Consider the following 2,778-nt stretch of genomic DNA (forward strand, 5'->3'; position numbering starts at 1 on the left):
CCTGGGGGCGCTGCTAGGGGTGTCTGTTCAGATATGTAGCAATGAGTCAGGGATTCACGAACTGAAAATGTCCGAAAATGTGTCTCATGGGCACCGTATGCGCCCAAACCGATCGCCATTCACTTTCATGCATAGCTATGCAGTGAGCTGAAAGCGATCCTGACGCATTTTTCCGGTTTTCGCTTGGTAAAACATCTCTTTTTGCGGTGTTCGCGGCAGAATCGCGTTCAGCGCGTTTTAGCGGTGCGTGTAATGCGACGTTATGGTAAATGCTGTGATTTACGGGATGGTTTTATCTATGTTGATATCAATACCACCTCTTATGGAGGTGGCTTACACCGATTTTTCCTTGTTGTCTGTTTCAGAACAGATAGAGGCTTTTTGGGCAATTATCCAACCACTATTGATAGTGTTTATTACTACTTAGATAACTGAGCCTTTACTGTATCTGCCCCTGCAAGCAGGAACCCAACAGTTAAGAACCACCCCCAGCCATTGATACCTTTTAGCGCTAGAATTGCTGCGCAAATGATGGCTGCTATAGGGACTATCTGGTACAGAAAATACTTCATATAACTTACCCCGAGGTTTTGCTTTTTTATGAGACCCTAAAGCATCGATACTGTCACTTTGATGCTTTAAGGACCTTCTTAGTGATAATCCTCGAGATCCACGTCAAAGACGTTAGGTTCTTCGAGCTTAAACACTACGCGCCAGTTTCCATTGACCTCTAGCGAATACTCTCCTTGACGGTCTCCCTTCAATGGATGGCAGCGCAATGCCTTTAAATCCATCATATCCTGCAAGTTCGTCGCTGTGCTTAAGGCTGTTAGGATCAGCTTCAGACGTTGAGTAAACTGTTGCGGAATTCCTGCGTTGTTACCTGTTTCGGCAAACTTACGCAAACCTTTATGCTTGATATTTATGATCATTAATCACCATCCCATATTTGTTTAGATAGAAACATCGCAGTTTATTTTTCCGGTTCATCCGTATTTCCATTGCAAACCCCTTGCTCTATTTGAATAAATGACGTAGGTTTTACTTAACCAAGTCGCATTTTAATCTGTTGACATTGGTTTGATGCGCTGTACAATGCCGGGGCCTTGAATTTCACATCAAGTACCCACATCATAAGGAATGATTAGACGCACCAATGTGCATCATAATGTCATTCTTTTTTTTAGTCAACAATGAGTTGCGTTATGCGCAATGCGCAATCTGAAAACGCAATAGGCCTATCTTTTTAAAACTAATATAGGCTTCAGAGGAAGGTATGATTAATCTTGTCGATCCAGTACATCCAGGGGTTTTTATCCGTGAGATGTTTATGGAACCGTTTGAAATATCAGCCGCGGACCTGTCTGAAAAACTGCATGTATCACCTTCCACTCTAAGTAGAGTGCTGAATGGAAAAGCTGATTTAAGTGTTGAGATGGCATTAAGGCTTTCTCGAGTTCTTGGTCGCAGTGCCGAGTCGTGGATAAACATGCAGACTCAATACAGTCTTAACGCGAGCAGGAAGTCACCTAATGTCATTAAGGAATTAGATGAATTGGTTCCTATATTTTGAGAAAAGAAAAGGCCGCTATATGCGGCCTTTTTCTGTCTTGACTCTCAGGCAACTGGATCGTATCGTTTCTCGTAAACGAAAAAACCACCCGGCAAGGTGGTTTTTTCGAAGGTTCAGTAACCGGCAAGTTTCTGAACCAGGGTAACTGGCTTGGAGGAGCGCAGTCACCAAAACTTGTTCTTTCAGTTTAGCCTTAACTGGCGCATAACTTCAAGACTAACTCCTCTAAATCAGTTACCAGTGGCTGCTGCCAATGGTGTTTTGCATGTCTTTCCGGGTTGGACTCAAGATGATAGTTACCGGATAAGGCGCAGCGGTCGGGCTGAACGGGGGGTTCGTGCACACAGCCCAGCTTGGAGCGAACGACCTACACTGAACCGAGATACCTACAGCGTGAGCTATGAGAAAGCGCCACGCTTCCCGAAGGGAGAAAGGCGGACAGGTATCCGGTAAGCGGCAGGGTCGGAACAGGAGAGCGCACGAGGGAGCCACCAGGGGGAAACGTCTGGTATCTTTAAGTCCTGTCGGGTTTCGCCACCTCTGACTTGAGCGTCGATTTCTGTGATGCTCGTCAGGGGGGCGGAGCCTATGGAAAAACGCCTGCGGCGCGGCCTTCTTCCTGTTCTTGGTCTTTTGCTCACATGTTCTTTCCGGCCTTATCCCCTGATTCTGTGGATAACCGTGCTGCCGTTTTTGTGTAAGTCAGTACCGCTCGCCGCAGCCGAACGACCGAGCGTAGCGAGTCAGTGAGCGAGGAAGCGGAAAAGCGCCTGGACGCGCATTTTCTCCTTACGCATCTGTGCGGAATTTCACACCCGGCATGGGGCACTTTTCATACAATCTGCACTGATGCCGCATAGTTAAGCCAGTATACACTCCGCTATCGCTACGTGACTGGGTCAGGGCTTCGCCCCGACACCCGCTGACGCGCCCTGGCGGGCTTGTCTGCTGCCGAAAACGCTCGCGGACAAGCCGTGAGCGCCTCCGTCAGCTTCGTTATGTTCCTGTTTCACTTTCGGTCTCAAAGCGAACTTGGATGCTGTTCTGGAGTTCTTCCGCGAGTTCGTGCAGTCGTTCGCACATGGCCGCCTGTTCGTCGGCATCCAGAGCATCCAGTTTTTCAAGCAGTGTCAGGCTCTGGCTTTTGATAAATCGCGCCATATTCAGCGCAGTTTGTTGCTGTTTGTTCACCTTCCGTTGTTCTC

The 2,778-nt window shown here is 47.7% G+C and carries 3 protein-coding genes and 1 pseudogene; 1 reads left to right on the top strand and 3 read right to left on the bottom strand.

The genetic code is table 11. The features are described from left to right. Window positions 1-650: 650 nt before the first annotated feature. The gene (locus tag ACJHX7_RS26025; RefSeq protein WP_000586174.1) at window positions 651-932 is read right to left on the bottom strand and encodes a type II toxin-antitoxin system RelE/ParE family toxin; all 282 of its coding nucleotides are present in this window, start codon (window positions 930-932) and stop codon (window positions 651-653) included. 344 nt (window positions 933-1,276) lie between these two features. Here ACJHX7_RS26025 and ACJHX7_RS26030 point away from each other — a divergent pair, with 344 nt between their 5' ends. After that, window positions 1,277-1,573 carry a HigA family addiction module antitoxin gene (locus tag ACJHX7_RS26030; protein ID WP_000609270.1) on the top strand — a complete coding sequence of 99 codons (297 nt, stop codon included), beginning with the start codon at window positions 1,277-1,279 and terminating at the stop codon, window positions 1,571-1,573. A gap of 230 nt (window positions 1,574-1,803) precedes the next feature. Here the strand turns inward: ACJHX7_RS26030 and ACJHX7_RS26035 are convergent. Together ACJHX7_RS26035 and ACJHX7_RS26040 are read right to left on the bottom strand one after the other, a co-directional pair. Next, a pseudogene (locus tag ACJHX7_RS26035) lies at window positions 1,804-1,916 on the bottom strand (replication initiation protein). A 653-nt stretch (window positions 1,917-2,569) separates the two neighbouring features. Further along, the gene (locus tag ACJHX7_RS26040; RefSeq protein WP_001041633.1) at window positions 2,570-2,764 is read right to left on the bottom strand and encodes a Rop family plasmid primer RNA-binding protein; all 195 of its coding nucleotides are present in this window, start codon (window positions 2,762-2,764) and stop codon (window positions 2,570-2,572) included. Between the last annotated feature and the right edge of the window lie 14 nt (window positions 2,765-2,778).

Source organism: Escherichia sp. WS1451 (assembly GCF_046487365.1).
Lineage (GTDB): Bacteria > Pseudomonadota > Gammaproteobacteria > Enterobacterales > Enterobacteriaceae > Escherichia > Escherichia coli.

Excerpts from the sequence above, each read along its gene's own strand:
- ACJHX7_RS26025 (WP_000586174.1), bottom strand. The coding sequence starts at position 932 with ATGATCATAAATATCAAGCATAAAGGTTTGCGTAAGTTTGCCGAAACA.
- ACJHX7_RS26030 (WP_000609270.1), top strand. The coding sequence starts at position 1,277 with ATGATTAATCTTGTCGATCCAGTACATCCAGGGGTTTTTATCCGTGAG.